We start from the raw sequence: 20878 nt of genomic DNA on the forward strand, positions 1-20878 counted from the left end.
TCAAGCAGCCCAGGGGGAACGGGTCCTCCGGGGCAGCGGCGCCTATACAGGCCGACTCGGGGGCGGTCAATGGCGAGCGTGGCCGAAGCGGCCGGCACTTTCCGTCCGCGTCGAGCTTGCCGAAGCACGGCTCTTCTTTCAAGAGCAGGGCAGCGCTTCGACAAGTTCGGCACACACCGCTATGAATGAGAATATGACAACGGTGACATACGATCTCCTTATTATCGGCGGCGGCATCAATGGCTGCGCGATCGCGCGCGAGGCGGCGCTGCTCGGACTCAAGGTGCTGCTGGTCGAGCGCGACGATCTCGCCGCTCATACTTCGTCGGCCTCGACCAAGCTGATCCATGGCGGGCTGCGCTATCTTGAATATTATGATTTCAAGCTGGTCGCCGAAGCGCTTCGGGAACGCGAGCGGCTGGTCAAGGCGGCGTCGCATATCATCCGCCCAATGCGCTTCGTTCTACCGCAGGAAAACGCGGTACGACCGTGGTGGATGGTACGGCTCGGCCTCTACCTCTACGATTTCCTCGGCGGCCGGATTTCGCTGCCGCGCTCGCGCGGTCTGCGCAAAAGTGACACCGCCTATGTTGCACCGCTCCAGGGCGGTGACCGAGGCTTTGTCTATTCCGATGCGTTCGTCGATGATTCGCGCTTCACCATGCTCAACGCGATGGACGCCGCGGACAATGGTGCGGAGATCGCGGTGCGCACCACGCTCGACTCGGCCCGGCGCGACGGCGATCTGTGGCAGGCGGCACTGTCCGACGGCCGCACTGTTACGGCGCGCGCGCTGGTCAACGCCGCCGGCCCCTGGGTCCACCAGATGCTCGGCAAGCTCGGCGTCGACGCGAAGTCGGACGTGCGGCTGGTGAAGGGCAGCCATATCGTCGTGCCGCGCCTGTTCGAGGGCGACCATGCCTATATGCTGCAACAGCCCGACCGACGCATCGTCTTCGCCATCCCCTATCAGGAAAGCTTTACCGAAATTGGCACCACCGACATCCCGGTCGACCGACCGGAGGATGCGGTCATTTCGGATGACGAGATTGCCTATCTCTGCGACGCGGTGAACCGGCATTTCATCGCCCAGATCACGCCCGCGGGCGTCACCTCGAGCTGGTCGGGCGTGCGCCCACTTTACGACGATGGCGCAAGCGAGGCGAAGGCGGTGACGCGCGATTATGTGCTCGAACTCGACACTCATGGCCCTGCCCTGCTCTCGGTGTTCGGCGGCAAGATCACCACTGCGCGGCATCTCGCCGAGGAAGCCCTGGGCAAGCTCGCCGACCCGCTCGGGTTCAAGGAGCGCCACGTGACCCGCGACCGCCTGTTTCCAGGCGCCAGCGCACAGGGCTGGGACGCACTTCTCGCAAGCGTCCGCAAACGCTGGCCGTTCCTTGGTGAGGCACGATCGGTGCGGATGGCCCATGCTTATGGCGAACTGCTCGCCGAGATGCTCGCCGGTATCGCAGACGAGGCCGGGATGGGCACCGATCTCGGCGACGGTCTGACCGAAGTCGAGGCACGCTGGATGCACGACCGCGAATGGGCGCGCGCACCGGAAGACGCGCTGATGCGGCGGAGCAAGATCGGACTGCATCTGACGCCCGAACAACGTGAAGGCTTCGCAACATGGTGGACGAATGCGTTTCCAGGTTGAATGACGCTTTCCGATGATTCGAGTCGCTGCCCTGTACCGCTTTGCCCGCTTCCCCGATCCGACTGCCTTGCGCGCGCCCTTGCTTGAGCTGTGCACGGCAGGCGCGGTCAAGGGCACGCTGCTGCTCGCCCGCGAAGGAATCAACGGCACCATCGCCGGCGCGCCCGATGCGATCGAGGCGGTGCTGGCGCATGTTCGCACTTTGCCTGGCTGCGCCGACCTGGAGGTCAAGGACAGCCATGCCGAGGCTATGCCGTTCCACCGCATGAAAGTCCGGCTCAAGCGCGAGATCGTGACGATGGGCGAACCCGATATCGATCCGCTCACGGATGTCGGCCATTATGTGAAGCCGGCCGAGTGGAACGCGCTGATCGACCGGCCCGACACGATCGTGATCGACACGCGCAACGATTACGAAGTCGCGATCGGCAGCTTCGCCGGCGCGATCGACCCGAAGACGCACAGCTTCAGCGAATTTCCCGCCTGGTTCCGCGCCAACCGAGACGCGCTACTTGGCGGCGGGGAGAAACCGAAGGTGGCGATGTTCTGCACCGGCGGCATCCGCTGCGAAAAAGCCACCGCCTTTCTCAAGGCAGAAGGGTTGGAGGAGGTCTATCATCTCGACGGCGGCATCCTGAAATATCTCGAGGAGGTGCCCGCCGCCGACAGCCGCTGGGAGGGCGAATGCTTTGTCTTCGACCAGCGCGTCGCGGTAACGCACGGCCTCGACATCGGCACGCACGCATTGTGCCATGGCTGTCGCATGCCCGTCAGCCCGGAGGATCGCCAGTCACCGCTTTATGTCGAGGGCATCAGTTGCCCCGCTTGCCACGCCAAGCGTGATACGGCGCAGCGCGCAGGCTATGCCGAACGGCACAAGCAGGAATTGCTCGCCGCAGCGCGCGGCGAAACCCATGTGGGCGCAGTGCTGATCGACAAGTCCTGACGTGGCGTTCAATCGGCGCGGCGTGCGCCCGCCCTATCTGTCGCGTGGCGCGCTCATGCCCGCATCAGCCGGAAGGAACAACGCCGTGTTGGTCGGATCGCCTTTCGCACCATGAGCGGTATCGGCCACGATCCAGCCGCGCTCGAAATCCTTGGCCATGCCGATGCCGCAATATTTGCACCGCGATACGAATATCTCGCCGTCGAAATGCGCGAGCCGTCCGGCGCGCTCATGCTTGCCGACGAGACATTTCGCCCTGTTCCAAAGCATGATCCGCGCTCCTTTCGGAAAAAGGCCATAACGGCAAGCTGCAACTCGGGATTGGAAGAATTGGACAGGTGGTGGCGCCTTGTCCCGAAAACGATCACCAGCCCATATTTATGCGGCGACATGTGGCGATTGGCGGTTGTTCCGGGATGCCGTGCCGAACATGAATCCTGCTTATCTCAGTGCGTGCACGGACCGTCGGCACCCCGCGCCGCACCACAGGCATGATCCGGCCGGCTCGGGCGGAGCCGGCCGGGCGGCAATCCAGTGATCATGCGCGTTGCCCGTGTCATATGGGCCTGGTCCGCGAAGCCGTGTTTTGCCGCTATTCCCGAAAGCGTGTCGTGCGAACCACGAATGTCGCGCAATGCATTATGCGTCCGCGCATTGAACCGAAACCCGGCGGGCGTGATTCCGAATTGCTGACGAAACCCGCGCGCAATGCTGCTCGGGTGCAGCTGCCGTGCCTGCGCCCAGTCTCCGATCGACAGCCCCGGATCGGCCAGCAGATCGCCGGCGAGGAGATCGGGCCAGTCCTCGGGTGGCGCACTCACCGCGACCAGCCGGGTCAGGAGCAGCCCCGCGGCGGCCACACGGTCATGCTCGGCCAGCCGCACGATCGCATCGACATCGGCGACGCGCCCCAGCGCCGGAACCGGGCCGAGTTCCGCCAGCGGCAGGGTAAGCACTTCCGCACCCCGGGGGTGAAACCGATCGATATGGCTTTCCCAAGCCTGATGGATGATGACGTCGCCGGCCTGCACGCGGTGCCGTCCGGTATCTCCCGCCTCGACATAGCTTCCGGCAAGAAGCAGTGCGGCAAACGCGCCACCATGGCGGTGGCGGTCGAGCACCTGCCCGCCGGGATGCCGGATCCGCGGCGGGATCGGTGGACCATGACCGCAGCATGCATGTTCAATTGGTTCAAGACCCGGCATTGCCGTCAAGGCTAGCAGCGGCGCATCCGAAGCAAAAGATGGTCCGCACATGTTGATGTTCCTTGCCCTGGCCGCCGCGACTCCCTGCACATCCGAGTCCGATCCCGGCCGGCTCCTCGACGCCAACCGCACCGCGGTCGCCGCATCCGGCACGCCCGGCGGAACGCTCACCAGCCGCTACGCGTATCGCAGCAGCGGCCTGGAGGGGGAAACCACCACGACCATCGACCTCTCCACCGGCAGGTTCGCCAACGACCAGCGCACCGGTATCGTGAACGGCTCGGATGGTTTCGATGGCCGGGAGGCCTGGCTTCGCGACCTGTCCGGCTTCGTGAAACCGCAGGCCGGGGGTGACCGGCACGAACTGGCGGTCAACGACGCCTATCGCAACGCCAACCTGTGGTGGCGAAGCGATCGCGGCGGCGCGACGATCCAATCGATCGGATGCGGCGCGATCCGGGTCGTGCCCAAGGGCGGCAAGCCATTCGAGGCATGGTTCGACCCGACCACGCATCTGCTCCTCAAGATCCGCGAGATGCGCAGCTTCGCAAACATGGTCGAGATCAGCTATTCGGACTATCGGCGCCGCGCCGCACTCCTGCTGCCGACCCGGATCGACACGATCCATGGCGACGATCCGGCAAGCCGCGAGACCCTGACTCTGCAGGACGCCTCCATATCCCCCGCCCGCCCAGCCGCCGCCTTTGCCATGCCGCAGGGCAATCCGGCCGACTGGCAACTTCCCGCCGCCGGGCGCGTGACGCTCCCGTTCCGGCTGCTCAACAATCATATCATCGTCGATGTGAAGATCGACGGTCAGGGCCCCTTCCCTTTATCGTCGATACCGGCGGCCATAATATCCTCACCCCTTCGACGGTGGCAGCGCTGAACCTGCAGAACCAGGGCAAGGGGTCATCGTCGGGTGCTGGCGAGAAGACGGTCAGCAGCGGCTATACCAGCGTTCGGGAAATCGCCGCCGGCGGCGCGATACTGCGCGACAAGACTATCATCACCCTCGAATTCGCGCCGGCGGATGTCGAGGGGCTGCAACTGGGCGGCATGCTCGGCTCGGAATTTCTCGAACGCTTCGTCGTGATGATCGACTATGGCGCGGCGGCGATGACCCTGATCGATCCCGACCGTGTCACACCTGCAGAACGGCAGTCATTCGGAACCGCCGTGCCGATGCGCTTCTATATCGATATGCCGCAAATCGACGGTGCCATCGACGGGCGCGCCACGCGCCTCGACATCGACACCGGCGCGCGGGACGAAGTGACAGTCACAAGCCCGTTCGTCGCCGCCCATGATCTGCGCAGCCGGTATCCCGGGGGCGTGACGATGACCACCGGCTGGGGCGTCGGCGGGCCGTCGCGCACCTATACCGTGCGTGCACGCGCCGTCGCGCTCGGTCCGGTCGTCGTACCCCGCCCGATCATCGGGCTCAGCGCCGCCAAACGCGGATCGTTCAGCGACGCGGCCTATGGCGGCAACGTCGGCAGCGGCTTGCTCAAACGCTTCGTCACCACCTTCGACTATGCCCGCCGGACCCTGTATCTGAAGCCGCTCGCCCGGATCGATCCCGACACCGGGCGCTTCGATCGCGCCGGCATGTGGCTCAACGCCCGCCCCGACGGGTTGGAGATCATGGACCTGCTGCCCGGCGGCCCCGCCGATCAGGCAGGGCTGCGGGCCGGCGACCGCGTCACCATGATTGGCGATGTCTCATACAGGGACCGCACGCTATCGGAGATGCGGCGATCGTTGAAACTGGCGCCGATCACGACCCCCGTGACGATCCGCTACCTCCGCGCCGGTGCGGAGGGCGTCACAACCGTGCAGCCACGCGACCTCATTCCCGACTAGGGAGTTGCGACCGCGCGGCGATCCCGAGCAGACCGTCAATAAGCGCGCCCGACCAGCACGCGCTCGACCGCCGGATCGCCGGTGAACACGCAGGGACCATCGGCTGCCGCCGCATCGCTCGGCACGTTGCGCACAGTGAGCTTCAACGCCTTCAGCCGCTCGACCACCTTGTCCAGCCCCGGGCCGGTCGGCTTCGACCATTGCACCTCGACCCAACCGGGATTCTTCACGCCCTCGGCAAAGGCGCGCTCGATCCCGGTAAAATCGGTCACGTCGCGCGCGATATTCGCCTCCAGCCGCTGCCTGGCCTCGACATGCAGCGCGCCTTGTATCTCTTCAAGCATTGCCGCCGCTCCAGCGGTAAACGCCTCCTGCGCGACTGCTGCGCTGTCGAGCTTGCCGTCCTCGCGATACAGCCGGTCGCGGCGGATCACCGAGACATTGCCGCCGGCCATATCGCGCCCGCCGACCTCGAGAATGATCGGCGCGCCCTTCTTGACCCAGCCCCAGCGCTTGGTCGCCGCCTTGGCAGGCTTGAGATCGAGCAGCGCACGCACCGGCTCGCCCAGCGCCGACAGCTTGGCGAGGTCAGCCTGCAATGCCTTGCAATAGTCGATCAGCGCAGCGTCCTCATCGGTGTCGCGCAGCATCGGCACGATCACCACCTGCCACGGCGCAATGCGCGGCGGCACGCGCAACCCGTCATCGTCGCCATGCACCATGATCACGCCGCCGATCATCCGCGTCGACACGCCCCAGCTTGTCGTGTTGGCAAGCTCCAGTTCGCCCGCGGCATTCTGGAACCGGATATTCTGCGCCTGCGCGAAATTGGTGCCGAGGAAATGGCTGGTGCCGGCCTGAAGCGCCTTGCCGTCCTGCATCATCGCCTCGATCGAATAGGTCGCGACCGCACCGGGGAAACGCTCATTCTCCGGCTTCTCGCCTGCGACGACCGGCAGCGCGAGGCAATCCTCGGCGAAGCTGCGATAGACTTCGAGCATCTTCAGCGTCTCTTCGCGCGCTTCGGCGGCGGTGGCATGGGCGGTATGCCCTTCCTGCCAGAGGAATTCGCTGGTGCGCAGGAACATGCGCGTGCGCATTTCCCAACGCACGACGTTCGCCCATTGATTGATCAGCACCGGCAGATCGCGCCACGACTGGATCCAGCGCGCGAACGCCGTACCGATCACCGTCTCCGATGTCGGCCGCACAACCAGGGGCTCTTCCAGCTTCGCGCTGGGGTCCGGCGTCAATCCGCCCTTCCCATCCGAGATCAGTCGGTGATGCGTGACCACCGCCATTTCCTTGGCGAAGCCCTCGACATGCTCGGCTTCCTTTTCGAAATAGGACAGCGGGATGAACAACGGGAAATAGCAATTCTCGTGACCCGTCGCCTTGATCCGGTCGTCCAGCAGCCGCTGGATCCGCTCCCAGATGCCATAGCCCCATGGCCGGATGACCATGCAGCCGCGCACGCCCGATTCCTCGGCGAGATCGGCTTCCGAAATGACGGACTGATACCAGGCGGAAAAGTCCGCCTCACGGGTGACGGGGAGTGCGCGTTTGATCATGATTGCGGGCGATTACCCGCATTGGACAATCTCGTCACCCGGAACTTGTTCGATCGGTAAACAGCGCACCCAGAAAAGCTGCTGTCATGCCGAACTTGTTTCAGCATGACGGTGGTCATTCTGCCGACCAAGTCCAGCCTTGTCTCCGGCTCCCCCCTTCCTCATAGCCCCCTCACACACGGCAGCTGGAAAGAAGGGAATGATGGCCGACACCAGCGACCGCATCCTTCCCGCCATTGCGATGCGCCTGCTATCCGCTGCGCTGTTCGCGAGCATGAATGCGGTCATCAAACTGGCCGAAGCACGCGGCGCGACGCTCGGCGAGATCCTGTTCTTCCGGCAATTCGGCGCGGCGATCCTGCTGGTGGCGATCATAGCCGGCGGGCCAGGGCTTAAATCGGTCGCGACGCAGCGCCTGCCTGCTCATATCGCGCGCGCAGTGCTCGGGCTCAGCGCAATGGCCTGCACCTTCACCGCGATCCTGATGTTGCCGCTCGCCGAATCGACCACGCTCGGCTTCACGATGCCGATCTTCGCGACGATCCTTGGCGCCCTGATCCTGCACGAGCCGACCGGCTGGCACCGCTGGGTTGCGGTAGCGGCGGGCTTTGCCGGCGTACTGGTCGTGGCGCAGCCGGGCGGCGGGCATTTTCCGCTTTGGGGCGCGATCAGTGGCTTGGCCGCGGCACTTCTCACCGCCAGCGTCTCGATCCTGCTGCGCCAGATTTCGCGTACCGAAGGCACGATGACCACGGTATTCTGGTTCTCCACCTTGTCGCTGATCCCGCTCGGCATCGTCTACGCCTTCGTCGTGCAGCCACATGCCGCGATCGTCTGGGTCATGCTGCTGGCGGTCGGCGTGATCGGCGGCATCGCCCAACTCGCGATGACGTCGGCGCTACGCCTCGGTCCCGTCTCGGTGGTCGTGCCGATGGATTATTCCAGCCTGTTATGGGCGACAGCCTATGGCTGGCTGCTGTTCGGCGCGCTGCCGGGCAAATGGACCTGGGTCGGGGCACCAATCATCATCCTGAGCGGCATGTATATCGTCTGGCGCGAACATCTTCGCCGCACTCAATTGACCCTCGAAACGGTGCCGCAGATCTAGGCTCGCTCGTTCTCCGGCTGGATCTGCCCAAAAACAACGCGGCCAGATTGTATACCATCTTCTGATCAGCCGGGTTGATCCTGAACCACCCTTGCAATGAGCCGCTGCGGAGCTGGCCAAGCCAATATTGCAAGGCGCGGCAGCCCCTTGTCCCGGCAAGTCGAAGCAGCCTGCTCTCTCTGTCGCCGCACCGCTGTGCACCCTCCTGGCGACGGAGGCCGGGCGGCGCCGAGCCGATCGAATCACAGATCGCATGACGCGGATTTCTGGGGAAACGCGATCAAGAACCATCGGCCTCTTAGGCCGGAGTATATACCGGATGTCGTATATCGTATAAAATAATTTGCTCATTGGGCCGGTTCGGCATAATGTTCTGGCAGAGGAAAAAAATTGGAGGGCTAAACGTGACAAAGGGAAAGTTCGCGGCGGTTTCCGCTGCCTTGGTGACGTCGCTGCTGTCGACGAGTGCAATGGCCCAGGTCGCGCCAACGCCGTCGGAGGACCCCGCCTCTGGAGCCAGCGAGCAGGCAAGCGACATCGTCGTTACCGGTACGCGGATCCGCCGTCCCGATCTGCAAAGCAACAGCCCGCTGACGATCGTCGGCAGCCAGGAAATTCAGTATCAGGGCGCCACGACGGTCGAGAGCGTGCTGAATCGCCTGCCGCAGTTCACCGCGGATTCGAACGAGAACGTGTCCAACGGCTCGGACGGCACATCGAACGTCAATTTGCGCAACCTGGGCTCGAACCGCGTACTGGTTCTGCTCAACGGCCAGCGCCTCCTGCCCCAACAGGCGATCGATCTGAATTTCGTGCCCAGCGCGCTGGTCGAGCGGATCGACGTGGTCTCCGGCGGCGCATCGGCGGTCTATGGGTCAGATGCGTTGTCGGGCGTCGTCAATTTCATCCTGAAGGATAATCTCGACGGCTTCAGGGCCGATGCGCAAGTCGGCTTCGCGCAACACGACAACAACAATGAAGCAGTTCGTTCGATCGTGCGCGCCCGCGGCTTCGACCTGGCGCCGGGAAAAGTTGCGGATGGCGGCAAGCAGGACCTGAATATCGCGTTCGGCAAGAATTTCGCCGACGGCCGCGGCAATATCACGATGTACGCAGGCTATCGTCATTTCGACCCTGTATTGCAGTCGAATCGCGACGTGTCCGCTTGCGCATTGCAGTCGATCGACGCGCCGCGGACAGCACTGACTTGCGGGGGGTCCAGCAACACGCCCTATGGCACATTCGCCCCGTTGGCCGGACCAAATCAGGGTATCACGCTCACCAATGCGAAGGACGGCAGTCCGAACTGGGTGCCGTATGACAATAGCTTCGCCTATAATTATGCGCCGACGAATTATTTCCAGCGTTCGGACAATCGCTACTCGGCCGGCGCCTTCGCGAAGTTCAAGTTCAGCCCGGCGGCCGAGGTCTATGGCAGCTTCATGTTCATGCGGGATCATACGTTCTCGCAGGCCGCGCCATCGGCACTATTTCTCGGCACCACGTTCAACGTGCCGTGCAACAGCCCGATGCTGAGCAGCAGCCAGGCCAGCGCACTGTGCGGTGCCAATGCCGGGAGTGCCGGCTTGCAGCCCACGCTGATCGGCTATCGGCTGGCGATCGCGCCGCGCCGCGACGATCTCCGGCATCAGGACTATCGCTGGACCGCCGGCATTCGCGGCGAGATTGCGAACGGCTTGAGCTACGACTTCAACTATTTGCATTCACGGGTGAATTTCGACGAAACCTATCTCAACAATGTCGACAATGTGAAGGCGCAGCGGGCGCTGGATGTAGTCAACGTCGGCGGCACTCCGACCTGCCGCTCGGTGGTGGACGGCACCGACAGGTCGTGCGTGCCGGTCAATGTGTTCCAGGCCAATGGCGTGACCGCCGATCAGGCCGCCTATCTGTTCAGCCCGAGCAATACCGCCGGCCGTAACCGCCAGACGGTGTTTTCAGGCACGATTACCGGCGATCTCGGCAATTATGGCCTGACCAGTCCCTGGGCCTCACGCGGTATCTCGTTGGTGCTGGGCGCGGAGCACAGGCTCGAGACGCTGAAATTTACCGCTGACGATGTCGCCAAGCAGGGCGGCACGACCGATGCCGATGGCAGCATCCGCGTGATCGAGGGTTATGGCGAACTCGAAGTGCCGCTTGTCCAGAACAAGCCGTTTTTCCGCGAACTCACGCTCAACGGTGCGGCGCGCTATTCCGCCTACAAGAATTCGCAAGGATCGACGGGTTTCGGATCCAGCTACAACGTATGGACGTACAAGGGCGAGCTGACCTGGCGTCCAATCGAAATGCTGCGTCTGCGCGCAAGCTACAATCATGCCATTCGGGCGCCCAATATCGGCGAATTATTCGCCTCGCAGCAGGTAGGCAATGTCGCGGCGGTGGATCCATGTTCAGGCGCAACACCCTCGGCCAGCGCGGCAACCTGCGCGCTGACTGGCGTCACCCCCGCGCAATATGGCCATATAATCGACTGTCCATCCGATGTCTGCTCGGCGCTCGGTGGCGGCAATCTGGCCCTGAAGCCGGAAATCGGCGATACCTATACGATCGGCCTGGTGCTGACCCCCGAACAGATCCGCAATTTCTCTCTCTCGGTCGATTATTACAACATCAAGGTGAAAAACTATATCAGTCCGATCGACCCCGCGCTGATCATCGACCAGTGCCAGGAAACGCAGGATCCATTCTATTGCGGCCTGTTTCACCGCGACCCCCGGAGCGGCGCGATCTTCGGAACGGACGGCTATATCGTCTCGACGACGCTCAACACCGGTTATCTCAAGACATCGGGGATCGACGTCATCACCGATTACACATTGGGTCTGGGCGGCCTCGGCAAGCTCAATTTCAACCTGGTCGGCACTTATCTGATCAACCGGATTGCCCAGCCCCTGCCTGGCCTTGGCACTTATGACTGCAAGGGCCTCTATGGCCCGACCTGCGGCCAGCCTTTGCCGGAATGGCGCCATGTCTTGCGAACCACCTGGGCACTGCCGCAGGATGCGACGCTGTCGCTGTCCTGGCGCTATATTGGCGCGACCAAGGTCAACGGCTCGTCCGTGGTGAACGACCGGATCGCCCCCTATAGCTATTTCGATCTGGCCGGGACGATCGCTGTGGCCAAGTCCTTCAAGCTCCGCATGGGCGTGAACAATCTGTTCGACAAGGATCCGCCGGCGATCGACGCGGGCCTTCTATCCTTGTTTGGAAACGGCAACACTTATCCCGGCGTGTACGACCCGCTCGGGCGGACGATATTCTTCGGTGCAACGGTCAACTTCTGATTCGATCATCGACCCGGACCAGCGATTTGCCGATCGCTGGTCCGGTGCATAAATTATCGATAATTTTTTCGCTTTCCGATACCTTCGGTTTCAGCGCCGGGCGACTCGCGTTTCCGCGAGCCTGTCGAGTGCAGTCACAATCGAGGAGATGGAGATGTCGAAAAGCAGAGCACGGGGCTTTCTTGCTGCCGGTGCCGCGGCAAGTGCAGCGGTCGGGGCCCTGGCGCTGACCGGCTATAGCCCGAATGCGGAGGGATCGGGCGAAATCGTCCTGAGGGTGGTACCGGGTACCACCCAATCTGCCTCCGGGCCCGACAGCGTCCAGGCCCGGCATGTAAAAGCGCAGGCGACCTCGGCAAGCGCGTTGACCGCAGCCGATTTCGCCACCGTCGATGGCGCGGTCGATGCGTCGGTCATTCCCAACATGACGCTGATTATCGGCGATGCCGACGGCATCCTGCACGTTCATACCAAGGGCAATTTCGATCCCAATGCGGCGACCGACCTCGCCTCGGGATCGAAATGGCTGTTCGCAGCGATGGCGATACGCATGGTCCAGGCGGGCAAGGCCAATCTCGGCGATCATCCGCAGCAATATCTGACCTTCTGGACCACCAACCCCAGCGACAACCGGCGCACGATGACTCTCGACCATCTCATGTCGATGCGATCGGGCTTCAACGCCGGCCCGCTGGCGGGCGGCTGCGTCTCGAACGGCCTGCTCTACACGCTGCAAAGCTGCGCTCAGACGATCCATAATCAAGGCGTCGACACGGCCCCGGGCGCCGCCTTCTCCTATGGTCCACACCATATGCAGGTCGCCGCGGCGATGCTCGAAAAGGCCGGCAACAAGAGCTTCAACAGCTTGTTCGCAGAATATCTCACCACGCCGCTCGGTATGACCAAGACCAAATATACCAAGGCCAGCGCCGCCAATCCGTGGATCGCCGGCGGCGCGCAATCCAGTGCCTATGACTATGCCAAGATGCTCCAGGCATTTCTCGGCACCAGCTTCATCACTGACATGGACGATTTCACCGGTGCGCGCACGATTGGCCTTCCCCGGCCCTATGTCCCGGGCGACGGCGACGGGCACGGCACCTGGCAATATGCGATCGGATCGTTCGTCGAGTGCGACGATACGCCACCCGCCGGTCAGCCGGCCCGGCCCTGCGCCACGGCGAAGATCAATTCCTCGCCCGGCGCCAATGGCTGGCTCGGCTGGATCGACCGCGAGCATGGCTATTACGGTCTGATCGCGACCCGCGTCCTGCTCAGCGGCTCGACCAAGGCAGTGACGCTGGAACAACAGCTCCAGCCGCTGATCCTCGACGCCCTGAATCCCTAACGAGTCGGAATCCTTGGAGAGCCGTCTTCCGGTCCGGGTGAATTCCCGGGCCGGAATTCAATCCCGGCGAAAGACCAGGGTCAGGTTGTTCGCGGGCATCTCGACGATCTCGCCAAGGACAAGGCCATGGTGCCCGGCCGCGACTGCGACATCCTCGACCCGGCGCAGGCCCCAGCTCCGGTCACGGCTCTTGAGCGACTGGTCAAACGCCTCGTTGCTGGGTGCGGTCGGATGGCCGTCGCGCAGATAGGGTCCGTAGAGGATCAGCGGCCCGCGCGTGGGCAGGACGCGGCCCGCCCCGTCCAGCAGGCCGAGTGTCGCCTGCCAGGGACTGATATGGACCATGTTGGCGCACAGGATCGCATCGGCGCGCGCGACCGGCCAGTCCTGTGCGGCGGCGTCGAGATCGACCGGCGGGCGAACATTGGCGAGACCGTCGCACCACGCCGCGATCGATGCCCGGCCGCCCGCGTCGGGATCGCTCGGCTGCCATTCGAGATGGTCGAAGACGGTGGCGAGATAGGCGCAATGCTCGCCCGATCCGCTTGCGATCTCCAGCACCAGCCCGGTCATCGGCAGCACCTTGCGCAGCGCCGCCGCGATCGCCTCGCGGTTGCGCAGCGTCGCCGGCGCATGTTTGCGCACATCCACATCGACATCCGCCACGATCCAGGGCTGTGCATCGGTTTCTTGCGTCACTGGCATCCCCGCTTTGCTGGACGACGTCTCGTCCCGCGATGGCCTTGCCATGAAAGCCGCGGGAAGCCGATTCAATATGGCTATCGGCCATGCCAATATTGCGCCGCTGGAGTTCCTGCCCGAACGCTCCAGCCGCTCTTTCTCATCATGAAATCAAAGCAGAGAATGCAACGGCCTGTTCCGGTGGAAACAGGGGCCTGTTTTTACTTTTTGTCCCCCTGTTATTCGATAACAGGGGCGAACCTCATCAAGCCATTGAATATAGATCGAAAATCTACCGCAAAAATCCAACTCTCGCCCCTGTTATCGCGTTAAAAAATCACTCATGCCGATAACAGGGGAAACAGGGGCGCAGTTGTCTCGCTTTCAGGCAGCGCGCGCCGCCTGCAACAGCCGCGTGGCGCGCAGATACATCTCGAGCCGCTGCGCCGCGAACAAGCCGAGCGCCATCGCAATCAGCACATCGGTCACCATCAATGTATTGATGTGCAGCGTCGATCCGCCGATCTGCGCTGCCTCGCGCACGGCAAAGCGGATCGCGATCAGCGCGACGATGAACAGGATCGCGGCAGGCGATGGCTGATGATTGAGCGCGTGCGTCTCCGGATCGACGCTGATCCGCATCATCTTGCCGCGCTGCCAGCCCAGTGCCGCACCGAGCAGCAGCGCCGCAGCGCAATAGAGCCACGTCATCCCGGCGGGCGGGACCTGCCACAGGACGAAGATCGCGAAGAGCAGATAGATGGCCGGCATGACCCACAGCCGCTCCAGCTTCAGCGGTCGTGCCCGGCTCATTCGGCGGATACGGAAAAACAGGACGATCGCGACGACCACACCAGTGATCGCATAGGTCATCAGCTGATTGGGATGGACCGTCTGAACCTGCATCTTGCCCCCGGGGAAGAACGCCGCTGGAGCGGTTTCGAACCGAGTTGATCCACTCTCGTCCGTTCGCCCCGAGCTTGTCGAAGGGCCGTTCTTTCTTCGAAGGAAGACTGACCTCCGAAGGAAGGACTGGACTTCGACAGGCTCAGCCCGAACGGGGAAAAGTGATTCCCAAGCCGACGCCGCTAGTTCGCTCTACGCCGCTTGCGCAGTCCGATCCAGAGCGCAACCGAAATCCCCGACAGCAATGCGACAAACGGGCCGATCCCAAATGCGATGCCCATCGCCCAGGCACCCTCGCGATCGAACCCGCCGAGCACGACGGTCCAGAACAGATAGGCGAGGAAACAGGCAAGATAGCCCGCAACCGCGCCGCCGACAAAGCCAAGGCCGACCAGGCAGCCTTTCGGCATTATTCCGCGGCCACCGCCAGTTCGGGATCCTTCCACACCAGCACCGGCTTGCGCGCCGCCAGCGTCTCGTCGAGCCGGCTGCGCGGGGCGAAGTGCGGCGCGGACTTCAGCGCAACATCGCCTGCCTTGGCCCGTTCTGCCACGCTGCGCAGCGCACCAATGAACTGATCGAGCGCCGCCTTGCTCTCGGTCTCGGTCGGCTCGACCAGCATCGCGCCGTGGACGACCAGGGGGAAGTACATCGTCATCGGATGATAGCCCTCGTCGATCAAGCCTTTGGCGACATCGATCGTCGAGAAGCCTTCGGCCAGGTTCGAATCCGAGAACAGCGCTTCATGCATGCAAGGCCCCGACGCCCCGAACGGCGCGTCGAGCGTCGAATCGAGCGAGCGCAGGACGTAATTGGCGTTGAGCACCGCATCCTCGGCGACCTGGCGCAGCCCGTCGGCACCATGGCTGAGGATATAAGTCAGGGCGCGGGTGAACATGCCCATCTGGCCCTGGAACGCGACCATCCGGCCAAAGCTATGGTCATGATGCTCATCGGCGGTCTCCTCCTCGACCAGACGGAAGCCGTCGCTCGTCTGCTCGACGAACGGCAGCGGCGCATAGGGGCTCAGCGCTTCGGAGAACACCACCGGCCCCGAGCCCGGTCCGCCGCCGCCATGCGGCGTGGAGAAGGTCTTGTGCAAATTGATGTGCATCGCATCGATGCCGAGATCGCCCGGACGGACGCGCCCGACGATCGCGTTGAAGTTCGCACCGTCGCAATAGACCAGCCCACCCGCCGCATGCACTGCGTCGGAGATTGCGCGCATGTCGCGCTCGAACAGGCCGCAGGTATTGGGGTTGGTGATCATCACCCCGGCCACGTCCGGCCCGAGCCGCGCGGTCAGCGCCGCCAGGTCGACCCGACCTTCGGCGGTCGCCGGGATATCCTCTACCGCATAGCCGGCAAAGGCAGCAGTCGCCGGGTTGGTGCCATGCGCGCTTTCCGGCACCAGGATGGTCTTGCGATGTCCCTCGCCGCGCGCTTCGAGCGCGGCGCGGATCGCCAGGATGCCGCACAGCTCGCCATGCGCGCCGGCCTTGGGGCTCATCGCGACCGAATGCATGCCGGTCAGCGTAACCAGCCAGTGCGCGAGCTGATGGATCACCTCGAGCGCGCCCTGCACCGTATCGACCGGCGCGAGCGGATGGACATCAGCGAAACCGGGCAGCCGCGCCATCTTCTCGTTGAGCCGCGGATTGTGCTTCATCGTGCACGACCCGAGCGGGAACAGGCCGAGGTCGATCGCGTAATTCTGCCGCGACAGACGCGTATAATGGCGCACCGCCTCGGGCTCGGCGAGGCCGGGAAGGCCGATCGGCTTGGCCCGGCCCAGCGTGCCGAGACGCGACGGGGCCTCGACCGGCGGCGCCACTTCGACTCCAGTCGTTTCGGCCGAGCCGATCTCGAAGATCAGCGCCTCTTCGAGCATCAGCCCCTTGTTGCCGGTAAAGGTCGGCGCCGTGCTGTTGCCGACTACAGGCGTTTCGGGACGCCAGCCGCTCGCGTTGATCGTCATGCCAGCACCTCCTGCAGCGCGACCGCCAGGGCTTCGACATCCTCCGTCGTCGTCGTCTCGGTCACCGCCACGACCAGCCCGTTGGCGAGATCTGCCTCGCCCGGATAGAGCCGCCCGAGCGAGACGCCGGCGAGGATACCGCGCTCGGCCAGCGTCCGAACGACGGGACGCGCCTCCTGCGGCAGCTTGATGGTGAATTCGTTGAAGAAGGCCGGCGTCACCAGCTCGACTCCCGGCACTTGCGCCAGGCGATCCGCCGCCGCCGATGCGCCGGCATGATTGGTCTCGGCGAGTGCGCGCAAGCCCGCTTCGCCGAGCAGTGTCATGTGGATCGAGAAAGCCAGTGCGCACAGGCCGCTATTGGTACAGATGTTCGAGGTCGCCTTTTCGCGCCGGATATGCTGCTCCCGCGTCGACAGCGTCAGCACGAAGCCGCGCCGGCCATCGGCATCGAGCGTCTCGCCGCACAGCCGTCCCGGCATCTGGCGGACATATTTCTCCTTGCAGCCGAACAGACCGACATAGGGCCCGCCGAACTGCAGCCCGACGCCGATCGACTGGCCTTCGCCGACGACGATATCGGCATCCATCTCACCCGGCGACTTGATCGCGCCAAGTGCGACCGGCTCGGTCACCACCGCGATCAGCAGTGCCTTTTTGGCATGGCAGGCATCGGCCAGTGCCGACAGGTCGGCGATGCGGCCAAGGATATCGGGATATTGCACCACGACGCAGGAGGTATCGCCGTCGATCGAGGCGATCAGCTGGTCGATATCGCTCTCGGCGGTCAAGGTCGGCACCGAGGTGTCGAGCACGTCGCCGGTGAACTTGGCCATCGTCTTGGCGACCGAGACATAATGCGGATGCAGGCCGGAGGAGAGCAAGGCCTTGCCGCGCTTGGTGATGCGCCGCGCCATCACGATCGCCTCCCAGCAGGCGGTCGAGCCATCATACATCGACGCATTGGCAACGTCGGTGCCGAGCAGCCGCGCGACCTGGGTCTGGAACTCGAACAGCATCTGCAGCGTGCCCTGCGCGATCTCGGGCTGGTACGGCGTATAGGCGGTCAGGAACTCGCCGCGCTGGATCAGGTGATCGACCGAGGCCGGCACATGATGCTTGTACGCGCCGCAGCCGAGGAAGAAGGGCCCGTCCCCGGCGGCGACATTCTTGCGCGCAAGCGCGGTCATGTGCCGTTCGACCGCAAGTTCGCTCGCGTGAAGCGGCAGGCCGTGGATCGGGCCATCGAGCTGGGCGACGCCCGGCACATCGACGAAAAGCTCGTCAATCGAGGCGGCGCCGATCACGGCGAGCATCGCCTCACGGTCGGACTGGGTCAGGGGAAGATAGCGCATTGGCAACTCCTCCCCTCCCGCTTGCGGGAGGGGACCGGAGGGTGGGCGCCCGGCCAATCCGGGCGAAACGTCAGAGGAGAGCGCGAGCCCACCCCTACCCCTCCCGCAAGCAAGAGGGGAAGATCAGATCAAAGCTTGGCGACGAACGCCGCGTAAGCCGTCTCGTCCATCAGGCTCTCGAGCTCGCTCGGATCCGACAGCGTGATCTTGTAGAACCAGCCATCGCCCTCGGGATCCTCGTTGACCAGCCCGGGCGTGTCGGCGAGGTCGTCATTCCCCTCGAGCACCGTGCCGCTGGCCGGCGCATAGACATCGGACGCTGCCTTGACTGACTCGACCACTGCGGCCTCGTCGCCCTTGGTCAGTTCCTTGCCCTCTTCGGGCACGTCGACGAACACGATATCGCCGAGCTGGCTTTGGGCATAGTCGCTGATTCCGACGGTGCCGATGTCGCCATCGACGTCGATCCATTCATGGTCTTCGGTAAAGTAACGGCTCATCTCACTTGCCTCCTGTGCGGACGTAGCGGTGGGGAATAAATGGCATCGCAGTAACGGTCGCCTGATGGACCTTCCCGCGTTGCGCGATCTGGATGGTGGTGCCCGGCGTTGCCATGGCGGTTGGAACGTACGCCATCGCAATCGGTGCCCCGACGCTTGGCGCAAAGCCCCCCGACGTCACCTTGCCGACTTCCGTGCCTTCGACGTCGACCACGGCGGCGCCTTCGCGCACTGGCTGGCGGCCTTCGACGCTCAGGCCGACACGCTTGACGATCGCACCCTGCTCGCGCTCTGCCATGATCCGGTCATAGCCCTTGAAGCCGCCCTCTTCGCGGCGGCGCTTCGACAGAGCGAAGCCAAGATCGGCCATCACCGGCGTGGTCTCGGCGTCGAGGTCATGGCCATAGAGCGGCAAGCCGGCCTCAAGCCGCAGCGAATCGCGCGCGCCAAGGCCGATCGGCTTGACCTCCGGCGCGGCGGTCAGCGCCTCGGCCAGCGCAACGACGGCCTCGGACGGGACCGATATCTCGAAGCCATCCTCGCCGGTATAGCCCGAACGGCTGATCCATAGCGGCGTACCGCTCCAGTCGAACCCGGCGCAGGTCATGAACACGAGCGCTTCGACGCCCGGCACGATCCGGCTCAGTACTTCGACTGCCTTGGGACCTTGCAGCGCGAGCAGCGCCTGATCTTCCAGCAGGTTGATGGTGATGTCGTCGGGAAGATGGTCGAGCAGATAGGCAATGTCGTCGAACTTGGTTGCGCCATTGACCACCATATACAGGCCATCGGCATCGAAGCTGTTGCCTGCCGGCAGGCGCGTGACCATCAGATCGTCGAGGATGCCGCCATTCTCCGCGAGCAGCAGCGAATAGCGCATGCGCGACGCGCCCAGGCCCTTCACATCGCCGGGCAAAACCGCTTCGAGCGCGGCATCCGCGCCCTCGCCGGTGAACAGCAGCTGGCCCATATGCGACACATCGAACAGGCCGGCGCTCTCGCGCACCCAGAGATGCTCGGCCATGATACCGTCATACTGGATCGGCATATGATAGCCGGCAAACTCGACCATCCGCGCGCCGCGATCGCGGTGCCAAGCATCGAGCGGCAGCGTCAGGGTTTCGATTTCCGGCCCGTCACTTCCCGGGCCGTCTGTCTGGTCGCTCATGCCGAATCTCCGTCAAAGGTCCACGGCGCACCACAGCGCCAATCTGCGCCGCAATCCGCCGCCCCCTCTGTCACGGAACCTGAGAGCTTTGACCGGTCACCTCGCGGCGACGCGGCTTACCCCTTCGGTGGGCCGGGCGAACGCCGCCAGGCCGCTTTCCAGAGTGTCGATCGGCGCGCGCGGTCCCGTTTGCCTGAGAGATTCCGGGGCGGTTGCTCCTTCGGCGGCCTATTGAAAGGCTCTCTCCCGCGCGTGCCCATGCCGGTTGCCCGGCATCGACGACATGCGGTGTGGCGCGGTGCAGCAACCGAGTCAACGTGTCTTGAGCGTGCGCGCATCAATTGCCGGATGAATGATCCGGCTGGATCGCAAACACGGTCTTCAACAAATCGGCGAGACGATAGCCGGCCAGCGCGACTCGCCGCTCCGATACCTGCACGACCGCCTCGGCATAGCCCGGCGCGACCGGCTGGGCGGTGGCCGCCGAGGTCGCTTGCGGCGCGTCGGTGCGATAGGCCACCGAGATCGCAAGCGCATGGCTCTCGGCAAGCCAGCGCTCGCTCGCGTCGGAGGCAGCGACCGGGTGCGACAGCGCCCCAGCAAAGGAGGTGCGGGGAAAGCGTGCTTCCAGATCATGTGCCCGAACAAATGCAGCTGCGGCAGAACCGTCGCGACTTACCGAATCGTCCCAGAACCAATGCAGCGACACCGGCTTGCCTGTCACCGAATCGCGCACGAACGCCTTGGATCCGCCTTCATCACCCTGCGGCCAGTCGGGCGCGATCCTCTCGGCGCTGTGCAGCGGCTGATGGAGATCGGCCACGACATGGAGGATCCAGCACAGTGCAACCGCACGATCGGCCGCTGGTGCGCGAGGATCGCGGGCGACCGAGAGGTTGAGAGCCAGCGCCTCGACGCCCGAGCCTTTGGTCGCGACACCGTCGGCCTTGCCCACGGCGCGCAGCCGGTAGTGCCAGGTCGGATGATCGTCCGGACCGCCCCGCACATCATCGGGCCAGCGCGCCGTTTCCAGGAACAGCCGGCGATCGCGCTCCGCACCTTCGGTTCGGTCGATCGCCACCTGGAAAGGCCCGGGATCCGGATGTGCGGCCAGCAGCCGTAGCATCTCCGCAACCACCGCCGGGTCGTCGCGCATCAACTCATCAAAGGCGATGGCGGCGGCGACCATGTGTCCGGGCCTGCTCCAAGCATTGGCCGGTGCCGGTGCAACGATCGCAGCGATCATCAACGACGCGAGTAAAGATCTCATCTCGC

At 64.1% G+C, this 20878-nt stretch carries 18 protein-coding genes and 2 riboswitches; of the genes, 7 read left to right on the top strand and 11 right to left on the bottom strand.

Going from position 1 to position 20878, the window contains the following annotated elements:
• Positions 1 to 193 precede the first annotated feature (193 nt).
• Together glpD and trhO are read left to right on the top strand one after the other, a co-directional pair.
• Positions 194 to 1663 (top strand): glycerol-3-phosphate dehydrogenase, encoded by a 1470-nt coding sequence (gene glpD / locus H3Z74_RS14385; protein ID WP_229726584.1) that lies wholly within the window; start codon positions 194 to 196, stop codon positions 1661 to 1663.
• 13 nt (positions 1664 to 1676) lie between these two features.
• Positions 1677 to 2609, top strand: coding sequence for an oxygen-dependent tRNA uridine(34) hydroxylase TrhO (trhO, locus tag H3Z74_RS14390; protein WP_187760306.1), 933 nt, complete (start codon positions 1677 to 1679; stop codon positions 2607 to 2609).
• Between the two features lie 33 nt (positions 2610 to 2642).
• Here the strand turns inward: trhO and H3Z74_RS14395 are convergent, their stop codons facing one another.
• Complete coding sequence (locus H3Z74_RS14395) at positions 2643 to 2879, bottom strand: hypothetical protein (protein WP_187760307.1); 237 nt, start codon at positions 2877 to 2879, stop codon at positions 2643 to 2645.
• 176 nt (positions 2880 to 3055) lie between these two features.
• On the bottom strand, positions 3056 to 3814 hold the full coding sequence (locus H3Z74_RS14400; protein ID WP_187760308.1) for a helix-turn-helix domain-containing protein: 759 nt from the start codon (positions 3812 to 3814) through the stop codon (positions 3056 to 3058).
• Between the two features lie 49 nt (positions 3815 to 3863).
• On the opposite strand from H3Z74_RS14400, the gene H3Z74_RS24420 reads away from it, so the two are divergent.
• Together H3Z74_RS24420 and H3Z74_RS14405 are read left to right on the top strand one after the other, a co-directional pair.
• Positions 3864 to 4703 (top strand): hypothetical protein, encoded by an 840-nt coding sequence (locus H3Z74_RS24420; protein ID WP_229726585.1) that lies wholly within the window; start codon positions 3864 to 3866, stop codon positions 4701 to 4703.
• Positions 4691 to 5680 (top strand): PDZ domain-containing protein, encoded by a 990-nt coding sequence (locus H3Z74_RS14405; RefSeq protein WP_229726586.1) that lies wholly within the window; start codon positions 4691 to 4693, stop codon positions 5678 to 5680. Before H3Z74_RS24420 ends, H3Z74_RS14405 begins: the two co-directional genes overlap by 13 nt.
• Positions 5681 to 5715: 35 nt before the next feature.
• On the opposite strand, the gene proS is transcribed toward H3Z74_RS14405, so the two are convergent.
• Complete coding sequence (gene proS, locus H3Z74_RS14410; protein ID WP_187760310.1) at positions 5716 to 7251, bottom strand: proline--tRNA ligase; 1536 nt, start codon at positions 7249 to 7251, stop codon at positions 5716 to 5718.
• Positions 7252 to 7450: 199 nt separating this feature from the next.
• Between proS and H3Z74_RS14415 the strand changes: the two genes are divergently transcribed.
• The 3 genes from H3Z74_RS14415 to H3Z74_RS14425 all read left to right on the top strand — a co-directional run bounded on the left by H3Z74_RS14415 (position 7451) and on the right by H3Z74_RS14425 (position 13015).
• Entirely contained in the window at positions 7451 to 8359 is a 909-nt protein-coding gene (locus tag H3Z74_RS14415) for a DMT family transporter (protein ID WP_390901761.1), read from the top strand.
• Between the two features lie 404 nt (positions 8360 to 8763).
• Entirely contained in the window at positions 8764 to 11667 is a 2904-nt protein-coding gene (locus H3Z74_RS14420; RefSeq protein WP_229726587.1) for a TonB-dependent receptor, read from the top strand.
• A 154-nt stretch (positions 11668 to 11821) separates the two neighbouring features.
• Positions 11822 to 13015 carry a serine hydrolase domain-containing protein gene (locus tag H3Z74_RS14425; protein ID WP_187760312.1) on the top strand — a complete coding sequence of 398 codons (1194 nt, stop codon included), beginning with the start codon at positions 11822 to 11824 and terminating at the stop codon, positions 13013 to 13015.
• Between the two features lie 57 nt (positions 13016 to 13072).
• Here H3Z74_RS14425 and H3Z74_RS14430 read toward each other — a convergent pair whose 3' ends face one another.
• The 8 genes from H3Z74_RS14430 to H3Z74_RS14465 all read right to left on the bottom strand — a co-directional run bounded on the left by H3Z74_RS14430 (position 13073) and on the right by H3Z74_RS14465 (position 20873).
• Positions 13073 to 13714 carry a DUF938 domain-containing protein gene (locus tag H3Z74_RS14430; RefSeq protein ID WP_229726588.1) on the bottom strand — a complete coding sequence of 214 codons (642 nt, stop codon included), beginning with the start codon at positions 13712 to 13714 and terminating at the stop codon, positions 13073 to 13075.
• 366 nt (positions 13715 to 14080) lie between these two features.
• On the bottom strand, positions 14081 to 14602 hold the full coding sequence (locus tag H3Z74_RS14435) for a CcdC protein domain-containing protein (RefSeq protein WP_229726589.1): 522 nt from the start codon (positions 14600 to 14602) through the stop codon (positions 14081 to 14083).
• A gap of 182 nt (positions 14603 to 14784) precedes the next feature.
• Positions 14785 to 15012, bottom strand: a complete 228-nt coding sequence (locus tag H3Z74_RS14440) for a hypothetical protein (protein ID WP_187760314.1) — start codon at positions 15010 to 15012, stop codon at positions 14785 to 14787.
• On the bottom strand, positions 15012 to 16580 hold the full coding sequence (gcvPB, locus tag H3Z74_RS14445; protein WP_187760315.1) for an aminomethyl-transferring glycine dehydrogenase subunit GcvPB: 1569 nt from the start codon (positions 16578 to 16580) through the stop codon (positions 15012 to 15014). The genes H3Z74_RS14440 and gcvPB overlap by 1 nt, the downstream gene beginning before the upstream one ends.
• Positions 16577 to 17935: an aminomethyl-transferring glycine dehydrogenase subunit GcvPA gene (gene gcvPA, locus H3Z74_RS14450; protein WP_187760316.1), complete on the bottom strand. Its 1359-nt coding sequence runs from the start codon at positions 17933 to 17935 to the stop codon at positions 16577 to 16579. The genes gcvPB and gcvPA overlap by 4 nt, the downstream gene beginning before the upstream one ends.
• A 128-nt stretch (positions 17936 to 18063) precedes the next feature.
• Positions 18064 to 18435, bottom strand: a complete 372-nt coding sequence (gcvH, locus tag H3Z74_RS14455; protein WP_187760317.1) for a glycine cleavage system protein GcvH — start codon at positions 18433 to 18435, stop codon at positions 18064 to 18066.
• A 1-nt stretch (position 18436) separates the two neighbouring features.
• A complete protein-coding gene (gcvT, locus tag H3Z74_RS14460; protein WP_187760318.1) occupies positions 18437 to 19603 on the bottom strand; it encodes a glycine cleavage system aminomethyltransferase GcvT in 1167 nt (388 codons plus the stop codon).
• A 57-nt stretch (positions 19604 to 19660) separates the two neighbouring features.
• Positions 19661 to 19773, bottom strand: a riboswitch (glycine riboswitch).
• Positions 19774 to 19862, bottom strand: a riboswitch (glycine riboswitch).
• Between the two features lie 78 nt (positions 19863 to 19940).
• On the bottom strand, positions 19941 to 20873 hold the full coding sequence (locus H3Z74_RS14465) for a S1/P1 nuclease (RefSeq protein ID WP_187760319.1): 933 nt from the start codon (positions 20871 to 20873) through the stop codon (positions 19941 to 19943).
• Positions 20874 to 20878: the final 5 nt, after the last annotated feature.

The organism is Sphingomonas alpina (genome assembly GCF_014490665.1).
Classification (GTDB): Bacteria; Pseudomonadota; Alphaproteobacteria; order Sphingomonadales; family Sphingomonadaceae; genus Sphingomonas; species Sphingomonas alpina.